We start from the raw sequence: 26802 nt of genomic DNA, 5'->3' as shown, positions 1-26802 counted from the left end.
CACGCGAACGTCCGCGCCCGCGAGGGTCGCGGTGCGTGTGGGAGCGGTTTCACGGTGTGGCGGAAGCGGCCCTTCCGGAGGCGTTCGACGGGGGTGGTGTGCGGGGGTATGGGCGGGTTCGACGGGGGTGCGGGGGCGGGGACGACGGAGGTTGAAGGCAAGGGGGCCGTCCCGTGCGGGACGGCCGCGGGCGGGTGCGCAGTGGCGGGTGTTACTTGAGCGCCCCGGCGGTCAGACCCTGCACCACCTGCCGCTGGAAGACGATGTACGCGCCGAGGACCGGCAGCATCGCCATCACCAGGCCCGCGAACAGCCCCGACCAGTCTCCCTTGTACCCCTGGCTGACCGCCAGCTGGACCAGGCCCTGGGTGAGGACCTTCTTGTCGGGGTCGGTGTTCAGCACCGTCGGCAGCATGTACTGGTTCCACTGGCCGAGGAAGTTGAAGATCCCGACGCTGATCAGGCCCGGCTTGGCCATCGGGAGCATGATCTGGAAGAAGGTGCGGCTGTGGGACGCGCCGTCCACGAACGCCGCCTCCGCGACCGACGTCGGCAGGGTGCGGAAGAACGCCGTCAGGAAGAAGACGGTGAACGGCAGCGAGTAGGCGATGTAGACCAGGATCAGCCCGTGGATGGTGTTCAGCAGGCCCATGTTGTTGACGACGTAGAACAGCGGGACCAGCGCGAGCATGATCGGGAAGCTCATGCCGCCGACGAACAGGTAGTAGATGAACCGGTTCCCGGGGAAGTCGAAGCGGGCCAGCACGTAGGCCGCCATCGAGCCGAGCACCAGCGTGCCGATGAGCGAACCCCCGACCACCAGGACGGTGTTGACGAAGTAGTCGCTCATGTTGGCGTCGGTCCAGGCCCGCGCCCAGTTGTCGAAGTGCAGCCGGTCGGGCAGCGCCCACGGCGAGCCGAAGATGGAGGCGTCGTCCTTGAACGACGTCATCACGGCCCACACCAGCGGCAGCACCACCATCACCGCCCACAGGACCAGCACGCCGTGCGAGAAGACGTTCAGCACGCGGCCCTCGGCGCGGCGCGCCCGCGGCGGCCGGTCCACGGGCGCGTCCGCCTTCGTCACCGGCACACCCGACTCCGCCGGCAGGGGGGCGGGGCTCTCGGTCGTCTTCATGCTCAGTACTCCAGCCGCTCGCGACGGCCCAGCCGCATCACGACGGCGGCGAAGGCCAGCGTGACGACGAGCAGGGCGACGCCGATGGTGGTGGCGTAGGCGGCCTGACCGTCCCGGAACGCCTTCTGGTACACGTACAGGACCATGACGGTGGTCGAGTAGTCGGGCCCGCCCGGTCCGGTCGTCATGATCTGCACGACCGCGAAGGACTCGGCGCCGAGCGCGAGGATGCCCATGTAGACCCAGCCCGACTGCACGGTGTCCCACAGCAGCGGCAGGGTGATGCGGAAGAACGTGGCCGCCCGGCCGGCCCCGTCCAGGAGCGCGGCCTCGTACAGGTCCGACGGGATGGACGCCATACCCGCCGAGAACAGCACGACGAAGAAGCCGACCGTCGACCACACGAGCACCGCCATCACGCACCACAGGGCGAGGTCGGGGTCGCCCAGCCACAGGGGCTGGACGCCGTCCAGGCCGACGCCCCGCAGGACGGAGTTGATCGCGCCGCTGTCCGGGTTGTACGCGAAGGCGAACAGCAGCGCGACGATGGCGATCGACAGCACCTGCGGGAAGAAATAGACGATCTTGTAGAAGGAGGAGCCGCGCACCCCGGAAATGACCGGCCCGCCCCTCCTTCCGCGCCCGCCCACATTGATCATGAAGGCGAAGAACAGCGCCAGGCTGATCGTCACCACCGGCAGCACGGCCGCGAACATCAAGCTGTGCTGCAAGGACTTCCAGAAGATGTCGTCGTCGAACATCCTGCGGTAATTGTCCAGGCCCACCATCTTGAATTCGGGGCTCAGGCCCGTCCAGTCCGTGAACGAGTAGTAGATGGACTGGATGAAGGGCCAGACCACGAAGAGCGCGTACAGTCCCAGGGGGAGCGCCAGGAACCCCACGATGAACCGGTACTTGCCGTGCTGCATCGCCACTCCGGTGCCGTTGTGGATTCGAGTTTTCCCGGTGCGCTACTGGTGCTTGTAGTGCTTGATCGAGGAGTCCTTGGCCGCCGCGTCGGCGAATGCCTGGATCTTGCTGATGGCCTCGGCGGGGGTGAGGCGTCCGGCCATCATCTCGCCGAGTCCCGCCACCCCGATCTGCTCCTTCTGCAACTGGACGTACCAGTCCTGGATGCGGGGGTTCACCACGTTGTCGCCGGCCTTCTCCAGCGCGGCCACGCCCGACTTCAGGCCCGGTGTCAGGGTGATGCCCTCGGTGCCGCCGTTGTACGCGGTGAGCGACTTGACCTTGGCCGTGAAGTTCTTGGACGACGCCTCGCTGAGCATGACGCGCAGCTGCTCCATGCCGCCCGGGGCGTTCTTCGCCTTGGCGGGGACGATGAACGGCTCGCCGCCGGAGGCCCAGATGGTGCCGAACGGCATCTTGTCGGAGCTGTCGAGGCCGGTGGGCGCGGAGACGGCGAGGTCGAAGTCGGCGGGGATGACGTTCGCCGACTCGTTCTCCACCCAGGAGCCGTTGGGGATGAACAGCGCCTGTCCCTTGGCCCACGCGGTCTGCGACTGGATGTGGTCCAGGCCCGGGGTGCCCTTGAGGACGTAGCCCTTCTTGTAGAGCTCGTAGTAGGCCTCGAAACACGCCTTGACCGCGGGGTGTTTCCAGGCGTTCGGCTCCAGGTTGTCGATGGCGTCGAGGACTTCGCGTCCGCCGACCTTGCCGATCATCGGGTAGAGCGAGAAGGGGAGGTAGTACGGGTACTTGCCCGCGTACGTCCAGCCCGCCATGCCCTTCTTCTTGGCCTTGGCGCACACCGCGAGCATCTGGTCCCAGGTCTCCGGGTACTGCTCGTCGAGCGAGTCCAGCGCCTTCTGCGAGTACCAGACGCCGTACACGGTGTAGGCGTAGTACAGGATCCACACCGGGTTGCCGTCGAACTGGCCCATCTCGACGATCCCGGGCCGCAGGGTGTCGCGGACCTTCTTGTTCGGGTCGTCGTACGACGGGGCGTCCAGCAGCGGGGTGAGGTCGGCGAGCTGGTTCTTGCCGACCAGGACGCCCATGTCCATCTGCTCGGCGCCGGAGTTGTCGATGAGGTCCGGCGGGGTGCCCTGGTTGAAGCGGGGCTGGAGGGTGGACTGGATCTTCTGGGTGGCGGCGAACTTCACCTTCGCCTTGGGGAAGTTCTTCTCGTAGATCTTGACCGCGTCCTCGGCGTACTCCTTGCCGAAACCGCCGTCGAACAGGACGAACTCCATCTGGGCGGTGTCATTCACCGCGAGGGGGTTCTTCGCGGTCTTCTTGCCCGCTTTCGCCTTGTCCTCGTCACCGCCGCCGCCACTGCTGGCGCAGGCGGAGAGGAAACCCATGGCCGGGGCGGAGATCAGACCGAGTGCGGCGGACCGCTTGATCAGATCGCGGCGGCCGGTGCCGGGACGGCCGTGGTTCTCTGCGGACGTGGATCCCATGCTCAAGTCCTCGCCTTCTCCAGGACTCAGGCGGTGAACCGGATCCTCCCGGCACCGCGGTCGGGCCAAGCTGGGTCGTGCAGGAAACGCCGACAGGTATAGTCCACTTCCCGCCAGCGGAGCAAGATCGAATGCAAGGTTGGTCAGTGGTCTTTTCCGAAGTGAGACCTCGTGGAAATATGTCCGGCCCGTGGCGGCCCGGCCGGGAGAATTCGCGACATGGGCAGCGCTTTCCCCTGCCAACGTCCTTGACATCACTCGTCACTTGACCCCCTACTGAGTCCTGCGAACGGAGTGAGACAACGTTGTCGGACCCGCGCAGGAGGGTGCTCGCGCATGCAGCGACACGGAAGACGGTTCCGTGGTTCCCGGGCGGCCGTGATCACGGCCGCCCTCGTGATGTCCGTAGGGGCGCCCGGTGCGGCGGCCGCCCTGCCGGCGCCGCCGGCCCGGCCCGCCCAGCAGTTCGCCTCCTCCTTCGAGGCGGGACAGCCGGCGCCCGACTGGGTCAGCACGCCCGAGACGGCGCCGGGCGGCGGCAAGCGCGCCTCGGGCGTGGACGGCGGCTACGGCGGCGGCCTGCCCGGCGACGTCACCGACCGGGTCACCGCGGTACGGGCGAACGACGAGAACACCGGCGGCGGCGAGGTGAAGGAGAACCTCCTCGACGGCGAGGCCAGCACCAAGTGGCTGACCTTCACGGCGACCGGCTGGGTCGAGTTCGACCTGGACCAGCCGGTCCGACTGGCCTCCTACGCGCTGACGTCGGCCAATGACGCCGCCGAACGCGACCCGGCCGCCTGGACGTTGAAGGGCTCCGAGGACGGCACGCACTGGACCGACCTGGACACCCGCTCCGGTGAGGACTTCGCCGAGCGCTTCCAGACCAGGACGTACGCCGTCACCCCCTCGGACGTGGCGTACCGGCACCTGCGGCTGGAGATCACCGCGAACCACGGCGCGGGCATCCTCCAGCTCGCCGACGTACGGCTGGGCACGGGCGGCCCGAGCGGCCCGGTCCCGCCGGACATGCTGGCGGTCGTGGACCGGGGTCCCAGCGGCTCCCCCACGGCCAAGGCGGGCGCCGGGTTCACCGGCCGCCGGGCGCTGCGCTACGCGGGCCGGCACACGACGCCGGGGCGGGCGTACGCCTACGACAAGGTCTTCGACGTGAACGTGCGGGTGACCGGCCGCACCGAACTGGCGTACCGCGTCTTCCCGTCGATGGCGGACGGCGACCGCGACTACGACGCCACCCATGTCGCCGTGGACCTGGCGTTCACCGACGGCACCTACCTCAGCGACCTCGGGGCGGCGGACCAGCACGGCTTCCCGCTGTCGCCGCGCGGACAGGGCACGGCCAAGGTGCTGTACGTCAACCAGTGGAACGACGTGGTCGCGCGGATCGGCTCGGTCGCCGCGGGCAAGACCGTCGACCGGATCCTGCTGGGCTACGACTCCCCCGCCGGGCCGGCGCGCTTCCGGGGCTGGCTGGACGACGTGAGCCTGCGGACGGCCGCGCCCGAGCGGCCCGCGGCGCACCTGTCCGACTACGCGCTGACCACCCGGGGGACGAACTCCAGCGGCTCGTTCTCCCGCGGCAACACCTTCCCGGCGACGGCCGTGCCGCACGGCTTCACGTTCTGGACGCCGGTGACCAACGCGTCGTCGCTGAGCTGGCTGTACGACTACGCGCGGGCCAACAACGCCGACAACCTGCCGCAGATCCAGGCGTTCAGCGCGAGCCACGAGCCGAGCCCGTGGATGGGCGACCGGCAGACCTTCCAGCTGATGCCGTCCGCGGCGCCGGGCGTCCCGCCCACCGGCCGGGCGGCACGGGCGCTGGCGTTCCGGCACGAGAACGAGACGGCCCGGCCGTACCTGTACGGGGTGCGGTTCGAGAACGGGCTGCGGGCCGAGATGGCACCGACCGACCACGCCGCGATGCTGCGCTTCACCTACCCCGGGGACGACGCGAGCGTGGTCTTCGACAACGTGACCGACCAGGCGGGGCTGACCCTGGACCGGGCGGCCGGTGTGGTGAGCGGCTACTCGGACGTGAAGTCCGGGCTGTCGACGGGCGCCACCCGGCTGTTCGTGTACGGCGAGTTCGACACGCCGGTGACGGACGGGGCGTCCAGCGGTGCCACCGGCTACCTGCGCTTCGACGCGGGCGCCGACCGCACGGTCTCCCTGCGGCTGGCCACCTCGCTGATCAGCGTGGACCAGGCGCGCGACAACCTGCGCCAGGAGATCCCCGCGGGCACGGACTTCACCACCGTGCGGGACCGGGCGCGCGACCAGTGGGACCGGCTGCTGGGCAAGGTGGAGGTCGAGGGCGCCACGCGGGACCAGCTGACGACCCTGTACTCCAGCCTCTACCGGCTCTACCTGTACCCCAACTCGGGCTTCGAGAAGGTCGGTTCCACGTACCGGTACGCCTCGCCGTTCTCGCCGATGCCCGGCCCGGACACGCCGACGCACACCGGGGCGAGGATCGTCGACGGCAAGGTGTACGTCAACAACGGCTTCTGGGACACCTACCGCACGGCCTGGCCGGCGTACTCACTGCTGACGCCCACTCAGGCAGGTGAGCTGACCGACGGGTTCGTGCAGCAGTACCGGGACGGCGGGTGGATCTCGCGCTGGTCCTCCCCCGGGTACGCCGACCTGATGACCGGCACCTCCTCGGACGTCGCCTTCGCCGACGCCTACGTCAAGGGCGTCCCCTTCGACGCGCGGGCCGCGTACGAGGCGGCGCTGAAGAACGCCACGGTGGTCCCGCCCTCGTCGGGCGTGGGCCGCAAGGGCATGGCGACCTCGCCGTTCCTCGGCTACACCGGCACCGCCACCCATGAGGGGCTGTCCTGGGCGCTGGAGGGCTACCTCAACGACTACGGCATCGCCCGGATGGGACAGCAGCTCTACCGGACCACGGGCGAGAAGCGCTACGCCGAGGAGTCGGCCTACTTCATGGACCGCGCCCTCGGCTACGTCCACCTCTTCGACTCCCGGGCCGGGTTCTTCCAGGGGCGCGACGAGAAGGGCGCCTGGCGGGTGCCGTCGGACCGGTACGACCCGCGCGTGTGGGGCTACGACTACACCGAGACCAACGGCTGGGGGTACGCCTTCACCGCCCCGCAGGACACCCGGGGCCTGGCCAACCTGTACGGCGGCCGCGACGGGCTGGCCCAGAAGCTGGACACCTACTTCGCCACGCCCGAGACCGCCTCCCCCGAGTTCGCCGGGTCCTACGGCGGGGTCATCCACGAGATGACGGAGGCGCGGGACGTACGGATGGGCATGTACGGCCACTCCAACCAGGTCGCGCACCACGTGACCTACATGTACGACGCGGCGGGCAAGCCGTGGGAGACCCAGGCCAAGGTGCGCGAGGTGCTGGCCCGGCTGTACACCGGCAGCTCGATCGGCCAGGGCTACCACGGCGACGAGGACAACGGCGAGCAGTCGGCCTGGTACCTGTTCTCGGCGCTCGGCTTCTACCCGCTGGTGATGGGCAGCGGTGAATACGCCGTCGGCTCACCGCTGTTCACCAAGGCGACCGTGCACCTGGAGAACGGCAAGGACCTCGTGGTCAAGGCACCGGGCAACAGCACGCGCAACGTGTACGTGCAGGGCCTGAAGGTCAACGGCCGTGCCTGGACGTCGACGGCGCTGCCCCACGACCTGCTGGCGAAGGGAGCGGTGCTGGAGTTCACCATGGGACCGCGCCCGTCGGCCTGGGGCAGCGGGAAGGACGCGGCACCGGTGTCGATCACCCGGGACGACAAGGTGCCGACGCCCCGGCAGGACGCCCTGGCGGGCGACGGCGCCCTGTTCGACAACACCTCGGCGACCGGCCAGGACGTGTCGGGCACGGTCGACCTGCCGGTCGCGCGGGACACCGAGGCGGTGCGCTACACCCTGACGTCCGACGAGGCGGCCCGCGCCCCGGCCGGCTGGACCCTCCAGGGCTCCGCGGACGGCAACGCCTGGACGGACCTCGACCAGCGCACCGGCGAGACCTTCGCGTGGAACCGCCAGACCCGGGCCTTCTCGGTCGCCCACCCGGGCGCGTACCGGCACTACCGGCTGGTGTTCGCCGGGGAGGCGCGCCTGACGGAGGTCGAGCTGCTGTCGTAGGCCGGCCGCAGCAACGCCACCAGTCCGTGCCCGCCCTGCCGTTGCAGGGCGGGCACGGGTGCGCGGTGCCCGCTGCGAGCCAACTCACGTTCTGCATATGCGGGTTGAATGATCGTTGGGTGATACAGTCGGTCACGACCACAAGCGGACAACGTTGTCGGAACGCGACGTCGTCCCCGCACCCCTCCCCCGGCCGTGGCACCGCCCGGCTCCGGGGGATCCCCTCGGCCGACCCACTCCCCCGTCCGGTCGGCCGGCTCGCGGACCCGGTGGCCGATCGGCTCATCGGCCGCCGGGTCCCTTGCGGGCGCAGGAGGCGGGAGCGGACCCGGCGGGTTCCGGTCCGCCGTGTGGGAGCGCTCCCACCTCCCGGGCGGAAGGTAGCGCCGATCGACGCTCTTGTAAACGACCCGCGCACGGATGCCCTCCGGCACGCGCCCGGGACGCCGTAGGCACCGGCGTCCCGCGGTACGGCGAAGGGCCGCGCCCCGGTCATCCGGGACGCGGCCCCGAGTGCCGCACGGGCAGGGCCCGTCGGCGCTCCACCGGCCTGCCGGTCCGCCGGTCCACCGACCGACGGACCCGGCGGTGTGCCTACTTGCGGATCAGGCTGCGCAGCACGTACTGCATGATGCCGCCGTTGCGGTAGTAGTCGGCCTCACCGGGGGTGTCGATGCGGACGACCGCGTCGAACTCCACACCGGTGTCGGTGGTGACCTTCACCGTGCGCGGGGTGGTGCCGTTGTTGAGCTCCTCCACGCCGGTGATGGAGAAGGTCTCCTCACCGGTCAGGCCGAGCGACTCGGCCGACTGGCCCTCGGGGAACTGCAGCGGCAGCACGCCCATGCCGATCAGGTTCGAGCGGTGGATGCGCTCGTAGGACTCGGCGACGACGGCCTTCACGCCGAGCAGCGCGGTGCCCTTGGCGGCCCAGTCGCGGGACGAGCCGGAGCCGTACTCCTTGCCGGCCAGGACGACCAGCGGGATGCCCTGCTCGATGTAGTTGCGGGAGGCGTCGTAGATGAAGGAGACCGGACCGCCGTCCTGCGTGAAGTCGCGGGTGTAGCCGCCCTCGGTGCCCGGCGCGATCTGGTTGCGCAGGCGGATGTTGGCGAACGTGCCCCGGATCATGACCTCGTGGTTGCCGCGGCGGGAGCCGTAGCTGTTGAAGTCGCGGCGCTCGACGCCGTGCTCCGTGAGGTACTTGCCGGCCGGGGTGTCGGCCTTGATGGCGCCGGCCGGGGAGATGTGGTCGGTCGTGACCGAGTCGCCCAGCTTGGCGAGGACGCGGGCGCCGGCGATGTCGGAGACCGGCTCCGGGTCCATGCCCATGCCCTCGAAGTACGGGGGCTTGCGGACGTAGGTCGACTCCGCGTCCCACTCGAAGGTGTCGCCGGTCGGGATGGGCAGCGCCTGCCACTGGGCGTCGCCGGCGAAGACGTCCGCGTAGGACTTGGCGAACATGTCCTCGCCGATGGCGTTGGCGACGACGTCGTTGACCTCGGCCTCGGAGGGCCAGATGTCCTTCAGGAAGACCGGGTTGCCGTCCTGGTCGGTGCCCAGGGCGTCCTTGGTGATGTCCACCTTCATCGAGCCGGCGAGGGCGTACGCGACGACCAGCGGCGGGGAGGCGAGGTAGTTCATCTTGACGTCGGGGTTGATCCGGCCCTCGAAGTTGCGGTTGCCGGAGAGCACCGAGGTCACCGCGAGGTCGTTGTCGTTGACCGCCTTGGAGACCTCCTCCGGCAGCGGGCCGGAGTTGCCGATGCAGGTGGTGCAGCCGTAGCCGACGAGGTTGAAGCCGACCTTGTCGAGGTACGGGGTCAGGCCCGCCTTGTCGAAGTAGTCGGTGACGACCTTGGAACCCGGGGCGAGGGTGGTCTTGACCCACGGCTTGCGGGTCAGGCCCTTCTCCACGGCCTTCTTCGCGACGAGCGCGGCGGCGACCATGACGTACGGGTTGGAGGTGTTGGTGCAGGAGGTGATGGCCGCGACCGTCACCGCGCCGTGGTCCAGCTCGTAGGTGGAGCCGTCGGGGGCCGTGACGCGCACCGGGTTGGACGGGCCGGAGCCGGCCACGACGGCGGAGTGCTGCGGGGCACCGGCGCCGTTGTCGTCGCTGCCGTAGGCCGGGGCGTCGGACGCCGGGAAGGACTCGGCGGACGCCTCGTCGACCGGGGACTGCACGCCGTGCGGCTTCTCCTGCTGCGGGACGCCCGGCTTGCGGTCGTCGCCACCGGTCACGCCGGCCTCGACGTAGTTGAGCACGTCGGCGGCGAACTGCTCGGCGGCGCGCGACAGTTCGATGCGGTCCTGCGGGCGCTTCGGGCCGGCGATGGACGGGACGACGGTGGACAGGTCCAGCTCGAGCTTCTCGGAGAAGTCCGGCTCGGCCTGCGGGTCCAGCCAGAGGCCCTGCTCCTTGGCGTACGCCTCGACCAGCGCGACCTGCTGCTCGGAACGGCCGGTCAGGCGCAGGTACTTGAGGGTCTCGTCGTCGATCGGGAAGATCGCGGCGGTGGAGCCGAACTCCGGCGACATGTTGCCGATGGTGGCGCGGTTGGCCAGGGAGGTGGCGGCGACGCCCTCGCCGTAGAACTCGACGAACTTGCCGACCACGCCGTGCCGGCGCAGCATCTCGGTGATCGTGAGCACCAGGTCGGTGGCGGTGGTGCCGGTGGGCAGCTCGCCGGTGAGCTTGAAGCCGACGACGCGCGGGATGAGCATGGAGACCGGCTGGCCGAGCATCGCGGCCTCGGCCTCGATGCCGCCGACGCCCCAGCCGAGGACGCCGAGGCCGTTGACCATGGTGGTGTGCGAGTCGGTGCCGACCAGGGTGTCGGGGTACGCCTGGCCGCCCCGGACCATGATCGTGCGGGCCAGGTGCTCGATGTTGACCTGGTGGACGATGCCGGTGCCCGGCGGGACGACCTTGAAGTCGTCGAAGGCGGTCTGTCCCCAGCGCAGGAACTGGTAGCGCTCGCGGTTGCGGCCGTACTCCAGCTCGACGTTCTGGGCGAAGGCCTCGTGGGTGCCGAACTTGTCGGCGATGACGGAGTGGTCGATGACCAGCTCGGCCGGGGAGAGCGGGTTGACCTTGGCCGGGTCGCCGCCCAGCTCCTTGACGGCCTCGCGCATGGTGGCGAGGTCCACGACGCAGGGCACGCCGGTGAAGTCCTGCATGATCACGCGGGCCGGCGTGAACTGGATCTCCTGGGACGGCTGGGCCTGGGAGTCCCAGCCGCCGACGGCGCGGATGTGGTCGGCGGTGATGTTCGCGCCGTCCTCGGTGCGGAGCAGGTTCTCCAGCAGCACCTTCAGGCTGTAGGGAAGGCGCGCGGAGCCCTCGACCTTGTCCAGCCGGAAGATCTCGTACGACTCGTCGCCCACCTGCAGCGTGCTGCGGGCGTCGAAGCTGTTCGCCGACACGACAGTCTCCTTCATTGATGTGCGCGTACCACCACGATCCTGCCGCCACGCCGGCTCGACCCGTGCGCTGAGGTTAGGCTAAGTTAGGTAACCCTTACTGCCAGACCGATGTGCGTGCGGCTGCGGTGCGCCTCGGCAGATATCTCGATGTCGAGATAACTCTAGTACATGAGGGCGGGAAGGTCATGCGCGGGCGGGGGTGGGCGCCGATGAGCGGCTGCGTGCCGTCCGGCCGACGGGTCGCAACGGCGGCGACCGGGCGCGCCCGGGCGCCGGCAGGCAACTTCACGCCGACGCCCCGCAGCGGTCCTGGCTGCTGCGGGGCGTGGGTATGGGGGTGGTTCCGGACGAGTGCTAGGGCCTGTCGTCTGGATCAGTCCGGCCCGGCCCACGGCGCCTTGTCGCCGACCCGAGCGGGGTCTGGTGCGGGCAGCTGCAAGGCGGAGGAGGGCGGCGACGCGGAGCGTCGCCAACCGACGACAACGCCGCAGATGCGCGTGCCGGACCCCGCGACGCCGGAATGATCCAAACGACAGGCCCTAGTCGCACACGACCGTCGAGATCGTCTCGTACCTCGTCATGGTGACGTACTTGGTGACCCAGTGACCGTTCTCGTACACCTGCTGGGGTACGACGACGGTGACCGGAACGACCCTGATCACCGTGTGGCAGGCCGTCGGCGCGGCCTGGGCCCCGGCGGCGCCCATGAGGACGCCCCCACCGGCCAGCACGAGTACGGCGGCCGCACCGGCGGCGGCCCTGGGAATGCGCATGTAGATCCCCCTGTGGGTGGACGGGTGCTCGGCCCCTACTGGTAGCAGGGGGGCGCGCACAGCGTGGTGGCCGGGCCGCCGTCGGCAGCTCGGGGCGGGACGTGATGGGTGGGCGCAGGCGTCCTGCTGGTCTCCCAGGGCATCGGGGCGGCCAGGGGAGCGAGAGCGGTGAGGACCGCACTGCTCAGGACTACGACGACAGTCGCGCGCTTGCGCAGGCGCATCCGGGCTCCTCGGACGGTGATGGACGGGCGGTGGGTGCCGTTGATGGCGAGCCGCGTCAGCACTCGCCGCGCCACCTCACGGACTTGATGGTGATGTTGTTCCACTGGTGTGCGTACTGGCCGCCGCCGGGGGCGTAGTGGATGCAGGTGGAGTAGCTGACGCCGCCCGCCGTGTAGCCCAGCTGGACGTGGTCGGCGCCGGGGTCGGGGTAGCCGTTGTTGAAGGTGGACTGGACGTTGGTGAGGGTGCCGGACCAGTTGCCCTGGGTCGCGAGGAGCAGGCGGCCCTCCTCGAAGGTCGAGGAGTAGGCACAGAAGGCCCCCCTGGGACAGGTGGGGTGGGAGACGTCGGCCGAGGCCGGGGCGGAGACCCCGACGGACGCGGCGAGTGCACCTGCCGCGGCGAGGATGCCGAGACTGCGACGACGCATGAGTGGTTCCCCCTGAGGTCGTGACGTGAGGCCGCCGGAGCGTTCCGCGGCGGCGGGAAAGGTCGTTCGTCACCGTAGGCAAGGGCGGGACGCCGAAGGCACCAACGCGTGCACTGCGACGCGCCAGTTCGTGCACCGGACAGCGCGGAGCCGAGGGGGCGGGAGGCGGGGCGTCTCAAGTCGGGAAGCCGGGGTAATCGCAGTCCAACGAACCGAACCGGACTGAAAGGGAGGCGTGATGCCCCTCACCTTCCGCAAGAGCTTCCAGATCCTCCCCGGGGTGCGCCTGAACATCAACAAGCGCTCGTGGTCCATCACCACCGGCGGCAAGAACGGGCCCCGGCACACCCACAGCAGCACCGGACGTCGTACGACATCGATGGATTTGCCCGGACCTTTCGGGTGGCGGAAGACGCACAAGGGCGGCGGGCACTGACATCCCGTCACCCGAACGGACCCCCCAAGAGGCGCCATCTCATATCTGAGATAGCCTCAACCTCATGTCAGACGATTACCTCGTACGCATCGGCAAGCTCATCCGTGACGCCCGTCAGCACCGGGGCTGGACGCAGACGCAGCTCGCCGAGGCGCTCGGCACCAGCCAGAGCGCCGTCAACCGCATCGAGCGCGGCAACCAGAACATCAGCCTTGAGATGATCGCCCGAATCGGTGAGGCCCTCGACAGCGAGATCGTCTCACTGGGCTACGCCGGTCCGATGCACCTGCGCGTGGTCGGTGGGCGCCGGCTGTCCGGCGCCATCGACGTCAAGACCAGCAAGAACGCCTGCGTGGCCCTGCTGTGCGCGTCCTTGCTGAACACCGGGCGCACGGTGCTGCGCCGGGTGGCGCGCATCGAGGAGGTCTACCGCCTGCTGGAGGTCCTCAACTCCATCGGGGTGCGCACCCGTTGGATCAACGACGGCGTGGACCTGGAGATCGCGCCGCCGGCCGACCTGAACCTGGCGGCCATCGACGCCGAGGCCGCCGTGCGCACCCGGTCCATCATCATGTTCCTCGGCCCGCTGCTGCACCGCATGGAGCGCTTCATGCTCCCCTACGCCGGCGGCTGCGACCTGGGCACGAGGACCATCGAACCGCACATGATCGCGCTGCGCCGGTTCGGCCTGGAGGTGGCGGCGACCGAGGGCCAGTACCACGCCGTCGTCGACCGCTCCGTCCGCCCGGACCGCCCGATCGTGCTGACCGAGCGCGGGGACACCGTCACCGAGAACGCGCTGCTCGCCGCGGCCCGCCACGACGGCGTGACCGTCATCCGCAACGCCTCCTCCAACTACATGGTCCAGGACCTGTGCTTCTTCCTGGAGGCGCTGGGCGTCAAGGTCGAGGGCATCGGCACGACCACGCTCACCGTGCACGGCGTGCCGCACATCGACGTCGACGTCGACTACTCCCCCTCCGAGGACCCGGTCGAGGCGATGAGCCTGGTGGCCGCCGCGGTCGTGACCGAGTCGGAGCTGACGGTGCGCCGGGTGCCGATCGAGTTCCTGGAGATCGAGCTCGCGGTGCTGGAGGAGATGGGCCTCGACCACGACCGCACCCCCGAGTACGTCGCCGACAACGGCCGTACCCGCCTGGTCGACCTGACGGTCCGCCCCTCCAAGCTGGAGGCGCCGATCGACAAGATCCACCCGATGCCCTTCCCCGGCCTGAACATCGACAACGTCCCCTTCTTCGCGGCCATCGCGGCCACGGCGCAGGGCCAGACCCTCATCCACGACTGGGTCTACGACAACCGCGCGATCTACCTGACCGACCTCAACCGCCTCGGCGGCCGGCTCCAACTCCTCGACCCGCACCGGGTGCTGGTCGAGGGCCCGACCCGCTGGCGCGCCGCCGAGATGATGTGCCCGCCGGCCCTGCGCCCCGCGGTGGTCGTCCTGCTCGCGATGATGGCGGCGGAGGGCACGTCGGTGCTGCGCAACGTCTACGTCATCAACCGCGGTTACGAGGACCTCGCCGAGCGCCTGAACTCGATCGGGGCGCAGATCGAGATCTTCCGGGACATCTGAGGGGTCCGGGAGAGGTGGCACGACACCTCTGACGCGCTGTTCCGCGGCCCGCCGGCACAGGCCTTCGCCACCGCCGGCGGGCCGTGGCCTGCCCAACACCGCCGGCCCGGCACGGCACCTACGTCACCGCTTCGGAACCGGCGGGCCGGTCTCCCGCGTCCAGCACGACGCCCACGCATTCCGCCCAGACGGTCTTGCCGGGGCCTTCTGGGCGGGGGTACCAGCCCCACCGGGTGGCCAACGCCCCGACCAGGACCAGCCCTCGGCCGCCGGTGTCCTCGCAGCCGGGGACGCGCAGCACTTCCGGTCGGGGTGGCGTGCGCTCGGGGCGGGTGTCGGTGACCTCGACCCTGACCGTGCGGGTGGGTGCGCTCATGTGCAGCAGCAGGTGGAAGTCCCGACCGGGGACGTGGCCGTGTCGTACGGCGTTGGCGGTCAGCTCGCCGAGGACCAGCACGATCTCCTCGTGCCGGCCGGTGCCGTACGGGATGCCCCAGGTGTCCAGCCGGTGCGCGGCCAGTCGGCGGGCGAGACGGGCACCGCGCGGGGTGGAGGTGAAGCGCATCTCGAAGGTCCGGTCCAAGTCGTCGTCGCAGCGACCGGGTTGATGGGCGCTGACGGGGCTGGGGAGTTGGCTCGTCATGCCGACAACGGTGTCCGCGGTCGCGTAGCGTCACCAGTGGTGACGCACCGACGCGGGCCGTTGTACGCGTCGAGGCGGTGCGGGTACGCGGCACGCGGCGTGACGAGGCCGCCGGGGCGGCGTTGGGCCAGGGAGGCGGTGGTGATGACCGAGGGTGCGGATGAGGGGGCCGGGACCGTGGTGGCGGACGATGCGGGGCAGGCGGCGGACACGTCCGGCCAGGCCGTGGTCATCGCGTTCGGGCAGACCTTGAAGACGTTGCGGGTGCGGGCGGGCCTGGAGCGCGAGGAGTTCGGGCGGCGGATCGGCTACTCGGCGTCCACGGTCGCGTCGTACGAGCAGGGGCGGCGGATCCCGTCGCCCCGGACCATCGAGCGGGCGGACGAGGTCCTGGATGCGGGCGGGTTGCTGACCGTGTGGAAGGAGCAGGTGGAACGGGCTCAGTATCCGGTGTTCTTCCAGGGGATGGCGACCCTGGAGAAGGAGGCTCTGGAGCTGCTCGCTTACGACACCCACGTACTCAACGGTCTGCTGCAGACCGAGGACTACACGCGGGCGGTGCTCCACATGCGGCGCCCGGTCCTGGACCAGGAAACCGTCGAGCAGCGCGTGGCGGCCCGGTTGGCCCGGCAGGACATCTTCGACCGCTGGCCCGCGCCGCTCCTGAGCTTCGTGATCGAAGAAGCGGCTCTGCGACACCCTTGGGGAGGGAAGGCCGTGCATAGGGGTCAGTTGGAACATCTGCTTCTGATCGGCGAGAAGCAGAACGTCGAGCTGCAAGTCATGCCAACGGATCGCGAGTACAACGCCGGCGTGGACGGTGCGTTCACGGTCATCACACGCAAGGACGGAATGAGGTTCGTCTACACCGAAGTCCAAGGAACGAGCGCCCTTCAAACCGAGCCGGAGCAGACGACCCTCGCCGCCGCCCGCTATGGGATCATCCGATCGCAGGCTCTCCCCTCGCGAGAGTCGCTCGACTTCGTGGAAAGGTTGCTGAGATCGCTATGAAGAGCCCCGAGTCCTCAGCCGAAGCCTCCGACCTCGCCTGGTTCAAGAGCAGCTACAGCGGAGCCGAGGGCGGCCAGTGCGTCGAGGTCGCGGCCGACATGACAGTCGTGCACGTCCGGGACTCCAAGACCGCCGCCGGGCCCGTCATCCGCGTGTCACGTGAGGCGTGGGCCGGGTTCCTCGGCGAGGCGTGACGGACGTTCGAACGTCAAGCGTGAGTCCCCGCGTTCACTCAAGGAACGGTGCGGGTGGCATAGGGTCCGGGCATGTCAGACGCGATAGCGACCGCGATCACTGCGGCGGCCGGCCTCGGTGGCGCGCTGCTCGGCGCGGTACTTCCGCAACGCTTCAACGCCCGCGAACGCGCCGCGGAGGCCGAACTCGCTGACCGGAGACGGTCCTTCGAGGAACGGCGAGAGGCGTACACGGCCGTGAACCGTGCCTCCGAGCAGTTCCACACGCTCCTCAAGGACGCCCTGCACCGCATTCGGGACGGCGTCTATGCCGAGGAGGACCGCACCCGTCTTGAGGATTCCCGCAGGGAGTACCGCGATCGCTACGCGGCGGCCCAGATGATCGTCCCCTTGCGGATCATGGAGGCCTCGCGAGAACTCAACAAGGTGCTCGCCGAGGTCGACGCGGCGGCCAAGCGCATCGACCGCGGCCTCGCGCGGGACGGCGAGAGTGCGGAGCGCCTGCTCGTCGAGGTGAGGCAGGCGGAGCCCCGGCTGGTGGCGATGCGGACCCTGATGAGGGAGGACCTGGGAATCCGGGACTAGGGTCCATCATCGAATGGCCACTACGCTGTGCACCCTAGTCCCACCAGAACCACCAGTGGGTCCGCCCTGCGAGGCGCGCCGCGTACTCGGGGAACGGTGTGGGCGGGTCATCGACGATGTTGTCCGCGGTCGACAGCACGTGCTCCAGGGCGAGCAGCTCCGTCTGCGACGCTTCGACCGGCGGACGTGCCACTGAGACGTGCAGCTCGCGTCCGATCACTCCCATCGCCCGAGCGCCGTACCGTTCCTCCCAGCTCCGCAACAGGGCGCAGACCAAGGGCAGTGGTGCATCCATGTCCAAGCCGAGCAACGCCACGGCGTCGCTGCTGCGCGCGGCGGGGACGAGCAACAGGCGGCACCCGTCCAGCCCGAACCAGCCCTCGTCGATGAGCCGGGCGAGCGTCCGTGCCGAAGCTTCCTGGGGCGTCGGGTCAGCGGACGTCACGGGCATCGGCTGTGCCAGACCCGGCCACCGGTCGAAGGGCGGCCCGGGGTCGTGCGGCCAGGGCTCGACTCCTTCGGGAAGCGCGGCCGGCGTCGGGCCGGTCCAGAGTGGCAGGCGGCTCCGCCGGTACTCGGCGAAGCCCGCCGCGAGTACGTCCTCCAAGGACGTGGCGTCAACCCGTTGCAGGGGCGACGGCCCCTTGGGAGTACCCGGCCACAGGAGCGGAACCAGTCCGGTCGTGTCCTGCTCCCCGAGCAGGCGAAGCCACAACTCCTCGATGTCGTCGGGGAACTCGTCGGAGGCCCACACCTGCACCGGGCCGCAGGGCAGGCACCGGCCGGGAGGCAACCCCTCAGGCAGCGCAAGAGTCATGGCCGCACTGTAGAAGGTGCCTCCGACAACGCGGCCGGCCGCTGCCCCCGTGCCGAACGGTGGGGTGCCACGAAGGGCAGGACCCCGGCTTCGCCGCCGCAGAACCGGAACTGGCGCAATTCCGTGTTGCGGCGCCGTGGCGGGAGGCGCACATTGGCGGACAGTGGCTCGCCGATGGGAGCGCTCCCATTTGCCGGGCCCCCCATCCCCCGATCGCGGAAAGAAGGAGACCATGCGCATCCCCCGCTGTCATGCTCGCGCCATCTCCCGCGCCCTCGCCCCGGCGCGGCTCGCCCGGCCAAGGCTGAGTCTGCTGCTCAGCGGGCTCCTCGCCGCGCTGCTCTGCATGATCCCGTGGAGCGGTACCGCGTCCGCCCACGGTTCCGTCGTCGATCCCGCGTCCCGCAACTACGGCTGCTGGCTGCGCTGGGGCAACGACTTCCAGAACCCGGCGATGCAGCAGCAGGACCCCATGTGCTGGCAGGCCTGGCAGGCCAACCCCAACGCCATGTGGAACTGGAACGGCCTGTACCGCAACGGTTCCGCCGGCAACTTCCAGGCGGTCGTGCCCGACGGCCAGTTGTGCAGCGGCGGCCGGACCGAGAGCGGCCGGTACAACGCGCTGGACGCCGTGGGTCCCTGGAAGACCACGGACGTCGCCCGCAACTTCACCATCCACCTCTACGACCAGGCCAGCCACGGCGCCGACTACTTCCTGGTCTACGTCACCCGGCAGGGCTTCGACCCCGCCACCCAGCCACTGACCTGGAAGGACCTCCAACTGGTCACCCGCACCGGCCGCTACGCCCCCAGCCAGAACTACCTGATCGACGTGAGCACCTCCGGCCTGAGCGGCCGCCACGTCGTCTACACGATCTGGCAGGCCTCGCACATGGACCAGACGTACTTCCTCTGCAGCGACGTCAACTTCACCTGAGTTCCGGGTCGGTCCCCCCACGCCGATCCGGGCCCCGCGGGCCGTCCGGGAGGTGGTCGACACGCCACCGCCTCCCGGGCGGCCTTCCTGGTGTCGCCGCGCCGCCCGGGCCACTTCGGCCACTCGAAGCAGCCCGCTCCCGACTCTAGGGACGCACCCCGCTGTGCCCGTAGTGTGAGATGACATGGGGGAGTTACGTGCGGACTGGAGGCTCCGGCTGCGGCGCGAGGACGCGCACGGTCCGGTCTGCGGTGCCGGTGTGCTCGTCGACCAGTGCACGGCGCTGACCTGTGCGCACGTGGTGGGTCGCCCGGACGCCGTCCTGTGGGTGGAGTTCGCCGAGAACAGCACGCTCCCTCCGGTCCGCGCACGCGTCATGGCGGGCGGCTGGCTGCCGGAACGGGACGACGGTGAGGACGTCGCCGTACTGCGGCTGGAGAGCCCGCGGCCCCAGGCGCGCCCCGCCCCGCTGGATCCCGGGGTGTGGGGCGGCATGGAGGTGTACGCGACCGGCTACGCGGACGGCTTCGACGACGGGATGAGCCTGTGGGGGCGCATCGGCGGCGCCAGCGGTGAGTTGGTGCAGCTCGACGCCGTCACCAGGGCGGACGTGGTGCGCGAGGGCTTCAGCGGCGCCGCCGTGTGCACCCGGCCGCGGGAGGACCGGCCGGTCCGGGTCGTCGGGCTCGTCGTCAGCTGGCGCGGTGACCTCGGCGCCTTCCTCCCCGAGGACAACCGGCTCGCCTTCTCCTACCTGATCCCCGTCGACCGCATCGCCCGACTGTCGCCGCACGTCGCGGAGTTGAGCGCGCCCGAGGCCTGGGACCGGGGCTTCGAGGCACGGGTGACCCGGTGGTTCGACCACCCGGACGAGGACCCGGTGAAGATCACCGTGGTGCCCCCGGGCGGCGGCAAGGAGCGCTCGCTGCGCCACCTGACGCACCGGGCCGACGTCGTCCACCGCGGCGGCGCCCGCACACCGGACCTCATCGACCACGCCCTGGGCCGGATCGCCTTCCCGGCCGGCGCGTACCTGGCGTACTACGACTGGCTGCGCGGCGCCGGGCCCCGGCCCGCTCCGGCGGGCGGTCACACGCACCCAGCCGGTCGGGCCGCTCCGGCGGCCGGTCGCCCGCACCCAGCCGGTCGGGCCGCTCCGGCGGCCGGTCGCCCGCACCCAGCCGGTCGGACCGCTCCGGCGGCCGGTCACGCACCCGCTGGGCCCGCCCCGGCAGCCGGTCACCCGCCCGCCCATCCCGTCACCCTCCTCGTCGACGGCCTCGACGAGGAGCCGCGGCCGGGCACCCTGATCGACGTGCTGGAGCGGCTGCGGACCGTCGGTTTCCGGCTGCTGCTCGTCTTCCGCCGGGAGGGCGGGCCGGGCTGGGACGAGGCCTGCGACCGGCTCCTGCGGCCCGCGCTCCTGCGCCAGGCGGACGCGCTGCTCGACCGTCTCCAGCGCGTGGAGCTGAGCCGGTCGGTCCGCCTCGACGTCGTCGACAGCGCCTCGTTGGGCCCGGTGGCCGAGACCGCCGAGCGGCACCGGGTCACCCGCCGGCGCATCGACGAGGAGCGGGACCCGCACCGGCAACTCGCCCGGCTGCGCGCCCTGATCAGGGCGCTGCGCGCCGACCTCGCCCGCCACGGGGGCCGTTGATGCCGCCGAGCCGGCGCTCCGCCGTCCGCCACGGCGCCGGCGCCCCCGCACCGCCCGGCCGGGGAGGAGGACGACCGTGCGGACCACGCAACAGGTGGGGGCCGACGGCAGGAAGGGGCACGCCAGGATGACGACCTGTCCGCACCGCCGCTTCAGCGGGGCACCCTGCGGCGGGACCGTGCTGGCCAGCGGCCACTGCGCGGTGTGCGGCCGCGCGCAGGACGGGCCCGGGCTGCCCGCCCTGCCCGCCGACCCGCGGGAGCACGGCCCGCGCGCCCTGCTCGCGCTGCCCGAGCGGGAGCCGCGTCCCGCCGCGGAACGCCTCGTCCGTCCCGAGGCACCGCTGCGCGTCCGCATGAGCTGCTCGTCCGCCGACTGCGGCATCACCTTCGCCCCGCCCTACACCGAGGGCCCGGTGCCGAGCAGGGGCTTCTGCCCGGCCTGCGGCGAGCGCTACTCGTACCGGCCCGAGCTCGCCGAGGGGGACCTACTGCGCGACCAGTACCGGATCATGGGACCCATCGCGCACGGCGGCCAGGGCTGGGTCTACCTCGCCGAGGACACCCACCTCGGGGACGTCGTCGCCGTGAAGGGGCTGCTCAACCGGTACGAGCACGACGGCGTGCGGCTCGCCGACGTGGAGCGCCGCAACCTCGTCGCCATCCGTCACCCCCGCATCGTCCAGATACGCGACTTCGTCGCCCGCGGCGACGACAGCGGCCAGGTCACCGGCGGGTACATCGTCATGGACGACGTCGGCGACGGCACCCTCGCGGCGGTCGTGGAGGAGGTCCGGCGCGGCGAGGCCGTCCTCGACATCGAGCACGTCGCGACGTACGGCTGCCAGATCCTCGAAGCGTTCGTCCACCTGCACGCCGACGGCGAACGGGTCTTCGTCTACGGGGACATGAAGCCGTCCAACGTCGTGCACCACCGGGACGGCGTCAAGGTCATCGACCTCGGCGGCATGCGCGAGCAGGGCCAGACCCAGCCGCCCGCGCACGTGACGCCCGACTACATGGCGCCCGAGACCGGCACGACGGCCGTGCCCACCGTCGCCCACGACCTGCACACCGTCGGCGTCACCCTGCGCGAACTCGCCCGCTGGGCCGTCACCGAGGTCCCCGGGCTGGGCGCCGCCTCCTTCGAGCGGGTCGTGGACCGCGCCGTACGGACCGACCCCGGCCGCCGCTTCACCGACGCCCGGGAGATGCTCGGCCAACTGCGCGGCGCCCTGCGGGAGATCCGGGCGCTGCGCGGCAAGAGCGACCCGCCCGAGCCCTCCGACTACTTCCGGCCGTCCACCCGGTTGCTCGGCGCCCGGCTCGGCACGGTGCCGGGCATCGAGCACTGGCTGCGGCGGCCCCGCCGCGACCGGTACGAACCGCCCGTGGCGCCGGCCCTGGACCCCGGCGCCCCCACCCCCACCGAGATCGCCGCCTGTCTGCCGGTGCCGAGGCCGTACCCGGGCGACCCGCAGGCCGCGCGGTTCGAGGTGAGCAGCGGCTACGACCCCGGCCGGCTCCTGCGGCAGGAGGACGAGAAGCCGCGGTCGGTGGAGATCTGCCTGCACAACGTGCGCGTCCTGCTGGGGCGCGACACCCGGCAGGACCTGCACCGCGCCCAGGAGGAACTCGACACGGCGGACTCCGTCCCCGGGCCGTCCGCCGTGCGCCGGTGGCGGCTGGAGTGGCACCGCGCTCTCCTCGCGCTGCGCGCCGCCGGCCTCGACGGCGACCCCCGCCCGGTCGCCGACGCCAAGGCCCACTTCACCCGGGTCCACCTCGAACTCCCCGGCGAGTACGCGCCCAAGCTGGCCCTGGCCTACTGCGCGGAGCGGCTCGGCGACGACGCGGCCGGGCCCACCGCCCGGGAGCTGTACGAGGCGGTGTTCGCGCGCAATCCGGCGCACGGCGGCGCCGCCCTGGGCCTGGCCAGGCTCGCGCTCCGCGCGCGTGACCGCGGGGCGGCCGTCGACGTGCTCGGCCGGGTCCGGCAGGGCACGCTGGACCACACCGTCGCGCGGATCGCCGCCCTGCGCATCCGCGCCGCCCGGCTGCCCAGCGACGGCGACCCGCTGCCCGTACCCGCCGAGGTCGACGCGGCGCTGACCGAGCTGGCCGGCCTGGTGGGGCGCAGACCGGGCGCCGTGGAGCCGAGCCTGTCCGAGGACGAGGCGCTGCGCCTGCGCACCGAGTTCCACGAGTGGAAACTGGACGCGGTGCACCACCTCGGCGACCGTCCCCGCTCCGTGGGCCCGGGCGGTGGGCGCGGCCGGCTCGACGCCCGCGCCCTGCGCCGGCTGAGCGCGCCGGAGCGGGCGTTGCGCGAACAACTGGAGTCGCTGTACGCGCGGTTGGCGGCCCACCACCAGGAAGAGCCCGCCGCGCACGACCACTTGGTGGACCTCATGCACGCCGTACGGCCCCAGACCGTGTTCTGACCGTACGGCGCGGCGACTGCCGCGGCCCCCTCGGGGCACGGCGACGGGGAACGGACGACGACCGACCGGACGACGGCGCGAAGGAGCGGTGACGTACGACATGAGCAGCCTCACCCGGCCGCCGCAGCCGGGCATCCGACTCCACGTCGACCTCGCCCGCGACCTGCGCCCGCACCGCAGCGCGAAGATCGAGGCGCACCTGCGGGTCGACGTGTCCGCCGACGGCGCCCCCACCGACCTGCCCGCGGTCCAGCTCGCCGTGGTCCTCGCGGTGGACGTCGCCGAGGCCAACCGGGCGGCCGTGCGGCACGCCCTGCCCGCGGCGCTGCGCGCCCTGCCCGACCGCATCTCCTTCGCCGTGCTGGGCGGCGGACCCGAGCCGGTCCGGTGCTATCCGCGCGGCGGTGAGGAGTGGGCGGTCGCCGACCAGGACGAGCGGCGCCGCGCGGCCTTCGTCACGGGGTCGCTGCCGCTGCACCGGGACGGGCCGCGCCCCGCCGGGTACGCCGCCTGGGTGGCCCGGGCGCACGCCCTGCTCGCCGGCCGGCCGGCCTCCGTACGGCACCTGGTGCTGATCACCGACGGCAGCAGCGCCGCCGGAGAGAGCCGCCTCGAAGAGCAACTGGACGAATGTGCGGGTGAGTTCACCTGTGACGTGTTCGCCGTGGGGACGGACTGGTCCCCCGACCCGCTGCTGGCCCTCGCCGAACGGCTGCACGGGACGGCCGAGTTCGTGGACGACGGACTCGGCCGGGCGATCACCGACGCCATCGGGCGCCTGCGCCGGGTGCACACGCCCCGGCTGCCGATCGACGTGACCGTGCGGCCGTGCGTGCGCCAGGTCTCGCTCAGTGAGAAGGCGCCCCGGCCGCACCGCCTGGGCGGTCTGCCCCAGCCCGGCCGGCCGCACCGCTGGAGCTTCCCGACCTACCAGTGGGAGCAGGGCCGGCGGGACTACCTGCTCACCCTGGTCGCCGACTCCGGCGCCGACCCGCTGGAGACCGAGCTGCTGTTCGCCCTGGTCTCCATCGGCGACTTCCACGCGGCGGTCACCGCCCGCTGGCACCTGCCCGGGCAGTCCCCGCCCCACGTCCCGGCGGGCGCCGACAGCGTGCGCGAGCTCAACGCCACCGCCCGGATGCGCGGTGCCCTGCGCCGCGGCCTCGCCGCCCTGCGCGACCACCGGCCGTCCACCGCCGAGGACTGCCTGGGGCAGGCCGCCCGGCTGGCGGCCCGGTTCGGCACGGACTGGGTGCTGGACGAGATCCGCGCGGTCGCCGACATCGAGGACGCGTCCGCGGGGCGGGTGCGGGCGCGCGCCGTCGACGCCGGCACCCTCGGCCCGATGATCCTGCGCGCCGGGTCCCGTCCCGGCGCGCCCCTGCCCGACACCGCCGGTGCCCGGCCGGGCCCGCACTGCGGCGCCTGCGGCACCCCGGCCGGGAGCGAGGCGCGCTACTGCATCGCGTGCGGGAGGGCCCTACGGTGACGGCCACCGGGCGGGAGCGGGAGCGGGGGCTGGAGCGGGGCGGGCGCGGCGGGAATCGCACCCCCCTTGGACGCCCCGCCTGCCCGGTCCGGCGCTCCCCCGCCACACTCGTGCGCCGGCACCCGTACTCCCCCGCCGCCCTCTGGCGCGACTTCCTGCGCCCCTGGCGGACCCGGCGGCTGCTGGAGGTGCACCTGCTGGTGCTGGTGCTGCTCGCGGCCGTGGCGTCGAGCGCCCTGTTCCTGTCGTGCCGGCAGGTCCAGCACAACGCCGACGCGCTCGCGGCCCGTGAGGCGCCGGCCGTGCAGGGACTGGCCGCCACCCGGCTCGCGGCGCTGCGCGCCGACCAGGAGGTGCACGCCCTGGTGGCGGGGGGCCTTATCGGGGTCGCGGGCTCGGGCGAGACCTACCGGTCCCAGCTCTCGGCGGCCGACCAGGGTCTGTCCCGGATCGCCGACCGCACGGACCAGGACCTCGGCACCGTCAAGGGCCTGCTCGCCACCTACACCGACTCGCTCACCCTCGGCGCCTCCCTCTACCGCGACCAGCCGCTCATGCGGGAGCAGAAGCTCGAGGAGGCCCACTCCCTGCTCACCCGCGAGGGCGTGGGGCTCGTGCCCCGCCTGGACGCCCTGCAGCGGGTGCAGTTGCGGCACGCGGAGGCCACGGCGGCCATGGGCGGGGTGCAGCGCGGCGTATGGTGGCTCGCCGAATGCGCGCTGGCCGCACTGGCGTTGACGCTGCTCTCCGCGCTGTTCGTGCTGCGCGACCGCTGCGGCCGGGACTGGAACGCGTACCTGCTCGCGGCGTTCGCGCTCACCGTGCTGCTCGCGGTGGTGCCGCTGATGACGGTGTCCGCGACCGAGGGCGGACTCACCCGGGCGGTCGGGGAGTTGCGGCAGATCACCGAGGTGTCCCGGCGCAGCGGCCCCGAACCGGCCGATGCGCAGACGCACGTCACGGAGCGGTCGGAGGACGTCCGGGAGAGCACGGACGACGGCGCCTGGGCCGACCGGGTGTACCGGGCCACCTTCGCCGGCAGCCTGCTGGCCGTCGCGCTGCCCGCGCTGGGGCTGGGCCTGCGGCTCGACAAGGACTACTGGAGGCGGTTGTGACCCGGCGGTTCAAGGTACTGGTCCTCGCCCTGGTGATGCTGCTGGTCACCGCCGGTTCCACGGTGGCGCTGTGGGCGCGGCACGACCGGGAGGAGCCGGTGACCGTCCTCGGGACGTGGACGGCCGGGCAGGCGGACCGGTTCGAGACCCTGCTGCGCGGCTTCGGCATCCCGTTCCGCTACCAGGGCACCGCCGCCCAGCGGGAGGTGCTGCTGGCCAAGGTGCAGGCGGGCGAGCCGCCGGACATCGTGATCATGCCGGGCATCGGTGAACTCGCCGAGTACGCCGACCAGCACCTGCTGGAGCCGCTGGACGACCTCTACGACCCGCGGGAGTACGGCGCGCCCTGGATGTCGGCCGCCTCGCCCTCGGACCACCTGTACTGGGTCCCGGTCAAGGCGGACCTGAAGAGCGTCGTCTGGTACCGGCAGGGCGCGGCACCGGCCCGGGGGCCGGCTCCCCTGCGCAGCTGGTGCCTCGGCATGGGCGACGACGGCGCCTCGGGCTGGCCCGGCACCGACTGGATCGAGGACCTCGTGCTCCAGCGGGCCGGCCCGCACGTCTACGAGCAGTGGGCGCGGGGCACCGGCGGCACGCGCTGGTGGCGGAGTGCGCCGGTGCGCGCGGCCTGGGACGCGTGGGCCGGGCTGCTCCGGCAGGACAGGGCCGCGGCGGCGCACGCCCTGCTGACCGACCACCGCGGCGACCCGGACGGCAACGGGCTGCTGTTCGACGCCTGGGGTGGGTGCACCCTCGAGCACCAGGGCTCCTTCGCGCCCTCGTTCTACGGCGACGAGGCCGACCGCGCGCGCATGACGGACTCCGCTCCGCTGCTGCCCGGGGGCGGCCCGGTGCGGGCCCACGAGGTCACCGGCGACTTCGCGGCCCTGTTCGGCGACAGTCCCCGGGCCCGGGCGCTGATCCGCCGGCTGGCCTCCGCCCAGGGGCAGCGCAGGTGGGCCGAACTGGCGGGGGCGGGGGTCTTCTCGGCGAACCGCCGGGTCACGGTCGAGGGCGGCCCGGTCGCCCGCGGGATCGCGCGACGGCTCGGTGCGGGCCCCCGCTGCCTGGACGCCTCGGACGTCATGGCACCTGCCGTACGGGACGCCTTCTACGAGGCGGTGCTGCTGACCCTCGCCCGGGTCGCCGCCGGTCAGGACCCGGGCATCGCGGGTCTCCTCCAGGACGTGCAGCGGGTGCAGGACGCGCGGTCCGCGCACACCGCCGGCGGCGGGGCGGCTCCGCGGACGGTGTGCAGCACCGAGTGACCGTGAGGGAGGCGTGACGGGCCTCGGGCGGGGGCCGGTGGAGCGGGCC

The 26802-nt window shown here is 71.9% G+C and carries 21 protein-coding genes; 12 read left to right on the top strand and 9 right to left on the bottom strand.

Annotated elements, in window-relative coordinates; genetic code table 11:
* Positions 1 to 211 precede the first annotated feature (211 nt).
* The 3 genes from E4U91_RS26635 to ngcE are packed head-to-tail and all read right to left on the bottom strand — an operon-like array spanning position 212 to position 3564.
* Complete coding sequence (locus E4U91_RS26635; protein ID WP_137309165.1) at positions 212 to 1138, bottom strand: carbohydrate ABC transporter permease; 927 nt, start codon at positions 1136 to 1138, stop codon at positions 212 to 214.
* A 2-nt stretch (positions 1139 to 1140) separates the two neighbouring features.
* The gene (locus E4U91_RS26630; RefSeq protein WP_137309164.1) at positions 1141 to 2067 is read right to left on the bottom strand and encodes a carbohydrate ABC transporter permease; all 927 of its coding nucleotides are present in this window, start codon (positions 2065 to 2067) and stop codon (positions 1141 to 1143) included.
* 42 nt (positions 2068 to 2109) lie between these two features.
* Positions 2110 to 3564 carry an N-acetylglucosamine/diacetylchitobiose ABC transporter substrate-binding protein gene (gene ngcE / locus E4U91_RS26625; protein ID WP_137309163.1) on the bottom strand — a complete coding sequence of 485 codons (1455 nt, stop codon included), beginning with the start codon at positions 3562 to 3564 and terminating at the stop codon, positions 2110 to 2112.
* Between the two features lie 399 nt (positions 3565 to 3963).
* Between ngcE and E4U91_RS26620 the strand changes: the two genes are divergently transcribed.
* Complete coding sequence (locus E4U91_RS26620) at positions 3964 to 7707, top strand: GH92 family glycosyl hydrolase (protein ID WP_422070942.1); 3744 nt, start codon at positions 3964 to 3966, stop codon at positions 7705 to 7707.
* Positions 7708 to 8301: 594 nt separating this feature from the next.
* On the opposite strand, the gene E4U91_RS26615 is transcribed toward E4U91_RS26620, so the two are convergent.
* From E4U91_RS26615 to E4U91_RS26600, 4 genes are all read right to left on the bottom strand, one after another.
* Positions 8302 to 11136, bottom strand: a complete 2835-nt coding sequence (locus tag E4U91_RS26615; RefSeq protein ID WP_137309161.1) for an aconitate hydratase — start codon at positions 11134 to 11136, stop codon at positions 8302 to 8304.
* A gap of 539 nt (positions 11137 to 11675) precedes the next feature.
* The gene (locus tag E4U91_RS26610; RefSeq protein ID WP_137309160.1) at positions 11676 to 11909 is read right to left on the bottom strand and encodes a hypothetical protein; all 234 of its coding nucleotides are present in this window, start codon (positions 11907 to 11909) and stop codon (positions 11676 to 11678) included.
* A gap of 35 nt (positions 11910 to 11944) precedes the next feature.
* Positions 11945 to 12196, bottom strand: coding sequence for a hypothetical protein (locus E4U91_RS26605; protein ID WP_137309159.1), 252 nt, complete (start codon positions 12194 to 12196; stop codon positions 11945 to 11947).
* Positions 12190 to 12564: a hypothetical protein gene (locus tag E4U91_RS26600; protein WP_137309158.1), complete on the bottom strand. Its 375-nt coding sequence runs from the start codon at positions 12562 to 12564 to the stop codon at positions 12190 to 12192. The genes E4U91_RS26605 and E4U91_RS26600 overlap by 7 nt, the downstream gene beginning before the upstream one ends.
* Before the next feature lie 238 nt (positions 12565 to 12802).
* Here E4U91_RS26600 and E4U91_RS26595 point away from each other — a divergent pair, with 238 nt between their 5' ends.
* Positions 12803 to 13000 (top strand): DUF4236 domain-containing protein, encoded by a 198-nt coding sequence (locus E4U91_RS26595; protein WP_137309157.1) that lies wholly within the window; start codon positions 12803 to 12805, stop codon positions 12998 to 13000.
* A 64-nt stretch (positions 13001 to 13064) separates the two neighbouring features.
* Positions 13065 to 14594: a helix-turn-helix domain-containing protein gene (locus E4U91_RS26590; protein ID WP_137309156.1), complete on the top strand. Its 1530-nt coding sequence runs from the start codon at positions 13065 to 13067 to the stop codon at positions 14592 to 14594.
* Between the two features lie 118 nt (positions 14595 to 14712).
* On the opposite strand, the gene E4U91_RS26585 is transcribed toward E4U91_RS26590, so the two are convergent.
* Positions 14713 to 15237 (bottom strand): ATP-binding protein, encoded by a 525-nt coding sequence (locus E4U91_RS26585; RefSeq protein ID WP_137309155.1) that lies wholly within the window; start codon positions 15235 to 15237, stop codon positions 14713 to 14715.
* A 144-nt stretch (positions 15238 to 15381) separates the two neighbouring features.
* Between E4U91_RS26585 and E4U91_RS26580 the strand changes: the two genes are divergently transcribed.
* The 3 genes from E4U91_RS26580 (at position 15382) to E4U91_RS26570 (ending at position 17027) form a co-directional block, all read left to right on the top strand.
* Positions 15382 to 16248, top strand: a complete 867-nt coding sequence (locus E4U91_RS26580) for a helix-turn-helix domain-containing protein (protein ID WP_137309154.1) — start codon at positions 15382 to 15384, stop codon at positions 16246 to 16248.
* Positions 16245 to 16442 (top strand): DUF397 domain-containing protein, encoded by a 198-nt coding sequence (locus E4U91_RS26575; protein ID WP_137309153.1) that lies wholly within the window; start codon positions 16245 to 16247, stop codon positions 16440 to 16442. The genes E4U91_RS26580 and E4U91_RS26575 overlap by 4 nt, the downstream gene beginning before the upstream one ends.
* Positions 16443 to 16514: 72 nt before the next feature.
* Positions 16515 to 17027 carry a hypothetical protein gene (locus tag E4U91_RS26570; protein WP_137309152.1) on the top strand — a complete coding sequence of 171 codons (513 nt, stop codon included), beginning with the start codon at positions 16515 to 16517 and terminating at the stop codon, positions 17025 to 17027.
* A gap of 34 nt (positions 17028 to 17061) precedes the next feature.
* On the opposite strand, the gene E4U91_RS26565 is transcribed toward E4U91_RS26570, so the two are convergent.
* On the bottom strand, positions 17062 to 17844 hold the full coding sequence (locus E4U91_RS26565) for a DUF4253 domain-containing protein (RefSeq protein WP_137309151.1): 783 nt from the start codon (positions 17842 to 17844) through the stop codon (positions 17062 to 17064).
* Positions 17845 to 18076: 232 nt separating this feature from the next.
* On the opposite strand from E4U91_RS26565, the gene E4U91_RS26560 reads away from it, so the two are divergent.
* The 6 genes from E4U91_RS26560 (at position 18077) to E4U91_RS26530 (ending at position 26753) form a co-directional block, all read left to right on the top strand.
* Positions 18077 to 18781: a lytic polysaccharide monooxygenase auxiliary activity family 9 protein gene (locus tag E4U91_RS26560; RefSeq protein ID WP_479681756.1), complete on the top strand. Its 705-nt coding sequence runs from the start codon at positions 18077 to 18079 to the stop codon at positions 18779 to 18781.
* 184 nt (positions 18782 to 18965) lie between these two features.
* Positions 18966 to 20438, top strand: coding sequence for a S1 family peptidase (locus tag E4U91_RS39090; protein ID WP_241678694.1), 1473 nt, complete (start codon positions 18966 to 18968; stop codon positions 20436 to 20438).
* A gap of 127 nt (positions 20439 to 20565) precedes the next feature.
* Positions 20566 to 22881 carry a tetratricopeptide repeat protein gene (locus E4U91_RS26545; RefSeq protein WP_137309150.1) on the top strand — a complete coding sequence of 772 codons (2316 nt, stop codon included), beginning with the start codon at positions 20566 to 20568 and terminating at the stop codon, positions 22879 to 22881.
* Positions 22882 to 22981: 100 nt separating this feature from the next.
* Positions 22982 to 24370 carry a hypothetical protein gene (locus tag E4U91_RS26540; protein ID WP_137309149.1) on the top strand — a complete coding sequence of 463 codons (1389 nt, stop codon included), beginning with the start codon at positions 22982 to 22984 and terminating at the stop codon, positions 24368 to 24370.
* Positions 24367 to 25485 (top strand): hypothetical protein, encoded by a 1119-nt coding sequence (locus E4U91_RS26535; RefSeq protein ID WP_241678693.1) that lies wholly within the window; start codon positions 24367 to 24369, stop codon positions 25483 to 25485. Before E4U91_RS26540 ends, E4U91_RS26535 begins: the two co-directional genes overlap by 4 nt.
* Complete coding sequence (locus E4U91_RS26530; RefSeq protein ID WP_137309148.1) at positions 25482 to 26753, top strand: extracellular solute-binding protein; 1272 nt, start codon at positions 25482 to 25484, stop codon at positions 26751 to 26753. Before E4U91_RS26535 ends, E4U91_RS26530 begins: the two co-directional genes overlap by 4 nt.
* Positions 26754 to 26802: the final 49 nt, after the last annotated feature.

The organism is Streptomyces lasalocidi (assembly GCF_005280215.1).
GTDB lineage: Bacteria > Actinomycetota > Actinomycetes > Streptomycetales > Streptomycetaceae > Streptomyces > Streptomyces longwoodensis.
The sequence above is the reverse complement of the archived record's forward strand: the minus strand, read 5'-3'. Positions and strand labels throughout refer to the sequence as shown.